The organism is Protofrankia sp. Cas8 (genome assembly GCF_963555845.1).
Taxonomy (GTDB): Bacteria; Actinomycetota; Actinomycetes; order Frankiales; family Frankiaceae; genus Protofrankia.
In genome coordinates, this window is sequence record NZ_CAUVXI010000257.1 from 5,027 (window position 1) to 7,223 (window position 2,197).

Sequence of the window (2,197 nt, forward strand, 5' to 3'; positions counted from 1 at the left end):
GTCGTCGCTCTGTGGTGCCATGAGCCCGTGGGTGAGTGTGCTGCTACGAGCGTGAACCTCAGAATCTGTGATGACAGGGCCTCCCTGGACGGTCTATGCGGTTCACGGATCAAGGAAATTTGGTGATCTTCTAGGGATATTTCCGCAACTGGCTAGCGCCGACCACCCCCTCTCCGGCCATGTGTGTCCAGGACATTCATCCGGACATCCCACCGGGTATTTCTGTCCTCGATTTGTCGCCGAATGGTTGCGTTTAGTAGCTGTCTGAGACGGGTGAAGCTCGCGAGGTGAAGGAGCGAGGCCATGTCCGACACGGTGCATCCCGGCTGGGACCCGACCAGGCTGCGACAGGCACGCGAAGCCGCCGGACTGACCCAGGAGGACGCCGCCGCGGAGTTGACAGCCCTCTCGGAGACGCGGGGTTTCATCCCCACGCTGCGGGCGACCGCGGAGATGATCCGCCGGCATGAACGGGGGCACGTGTCTACCCGGGCCGGCGGTACCGCCGGGCCTACACGCTGCGCTACGGCGCCTCTGCGGAACTCCTCGGTTTCCGCCGGATTCCGCCCGTGCCGGAAGACGCCGCCGACGGAATGAGCGCAGGGGCCGTAGCGTCCGGCGGGAACCCGGGTGACGCACTGCTGTCCACGGGACGGGCGGCCGAGGCTGTTCCCCATCTGCGGCGGGCGGTGGGCGAGGTCGAGGGCTTCCCCCGGGATCAGGTCCTCTACCTGACCCGTCTGGGTACGGCGCACGTCGACACCGGCGAGATCGACCAGGCCGTCGAACACGGACATCAGGCCATCGCATGCGCGGCCCCGCTCGATTCCGGTACCGCCCGTGCCAACATCCAGACTCTGTGCCGGCATGTCCAGGCCACCGGCCACCGCGCTGCCGCCGACCTCGCAGACCATGCCCGGAGTGCTCTTGTCACAGCGCAGGCGTAGCCGTTCGGGAAAGGACGAGGAGGAGCCTGCCGTGAGCCCCGCCACCCGGCGCCCGGCTTCCGACGACCACCCCCGGTGGACCACACCGTCCGGCGCCAGCACGTGGAAACGACTTGTCGGGCCGCATGGCGAGGCTGGCGAGCGGTTGTCATCCCGCCTGCCGCAGGTTACAGTTATTTCCGATACTGAGGAGGTGTGGTGGGTAGCTCGGGTGTGGTGGTCGGTGCCGAACGGATCGAGTCGATCCATGGCGATCGGGAGACAGTCACCGCGGCTCAGGCGGCCGTGGCTGCGGCCGTCGGTGCCGAGGTGGTCCTGAAACTTCCCGACGGTACCTACGTCCCCCTCCCGCCTGCGCTCACAAGGCTGGTCGCGGCCTCTCTCCGCGAGCTGGCAGCGGGCCATGCGGTTACCATGCTGCCGTCCGAGGCGTTGTTGAGCCCCGCGGAGGCCGGTGAGCTCCTGGGGTTGTCGCGGCCGTTCGTCAGCCGGTTGCTCGATGCCGGAGAGATCCCGTCCGAGCGACTCCCCGAGAGCAGGCACCGCAGGGTGCGCCTGTCGGACGTTCTCGCTTTCCAGCAACAACGCGAGTCCAGGCGTGCGGGCCGGCGGATCATCGCCGAGGCTGCTGACGCGGCCGGTATCCCGTACTGACCGCTACGATGCTCATGCCCATGACCCGGGTACTCGTCGATACGAACGTGCTCTTCCCGTTCTCCGTCATGGATCTCATGTTCGCGCTCACCGAGGACGGCATCCACAACATTCTGTGGACCGATGCGCTCCTGGACGAATGGGAACGGGTCATTGTGCGCTCGGGACGGCGCTCGGTATCCTCGGCGGCGGCGGTCACCGCGGCGGTACGGAAATTCTTCCCCGAGTCGGAGGTTGCGTTCTGCGACTTCGCCGATCTCATCGTCGGCATGCCGGGAAAAGATCCGGACGACCGCGTCCACATGGCAGCCGGGAGACAGCGCCAGGACGCCCCCGGCTTTCCATACAGTCTTACTCGCCGTCCGATGGTCAAGACCTTCTGTAGCCGTTGGTCCTATGATCAACAGATCATGGTGCGCTTCTGACTATTTTCGTTCTTGTTCGATTTGCTGAATCGCCTGCACCGCCATCCGCCGCACATACCCGTCGGTGTCGTGGGTGGCGCGGTCGTGCAGGAGCGGGAGGGTGGCCGGGTCGTCGCGCCAGCCGGTGGCGATCGCCTGCACCGCCGCCCGCCGCACAGCCCTGTGGGTGTC

The 2,197-nt window shown here is 66.5% G+C and carries 5 protein-coding genes; 4 read left to right on the top strand and 1 reads right to left on the bottom strand.

Going from position 1 to position 2,197, the window contains the following annotated elements:
• Positions 1–303: 303 nt before the first annotated feature.
• The 4 genes from U9977_RS24410 to U9977_RS24425 all read left to right on the top strand — a co-directional run bounded on the left by U9977_RS24410 (position 304) and on the right by U9977_RS24425 (position 2,026).
• Positions 304–597, top strand: a complete 294-nt coding sequence (locus U9977_RS24410) for a hypothetical protein (protein ID WP_322751622.1) — start codon at positions 304–306, stop codon at positions 595–597.
• Entirely contained in the window at positions 570–947 is a 378-nt protein-coding gene (locus U9977_RS24415; RefSeq protein ID WP_322751623.1) for a hypothetical protein, read from the top strand. Before U9977_RS24410 ends, U9977_RS24415 begins: the two co-directional genes overlap by 28 nt.
• 198 nt (positions 948–1,145) lie before the next feature.
• Positions 1,146–1,601 (top strand): helix-turn-helix domain-containing protein, encoded by a 456-nt coding sequence (locus U9977_RS24420; protein ID WP_322751624.1) that lies wholly within the window; start codon positions 1,146–1,148, stop codon positions 1,599–1,601.
• Between the two features lie 20 nt (positions 1,602–1,621).
• The gene (locus U9977_RS24425; RefSeq protein ID WP_322751625.1) at positions 1,622–2,026 is read left to right on the top strand and encodes a PIN domain-containing protein; all 405 of its coding nucleotides are present in this window, start codon (positions 1,622–1,624) and stop codon (positions 2,024–2,026) included.
• On the opposite strand, the gene U9977_RS27275 is transcribed toward U9977_RS24425, so the two are convergent.
• A partial coding sequence (locus U9977_RS27275) for a HEAT repeat domain-containing protein (RefSeq protein WP_416210767.1) occupies positions 2,027–2,197 on the bottom strand: 171 nt, incomplete at its 5' end.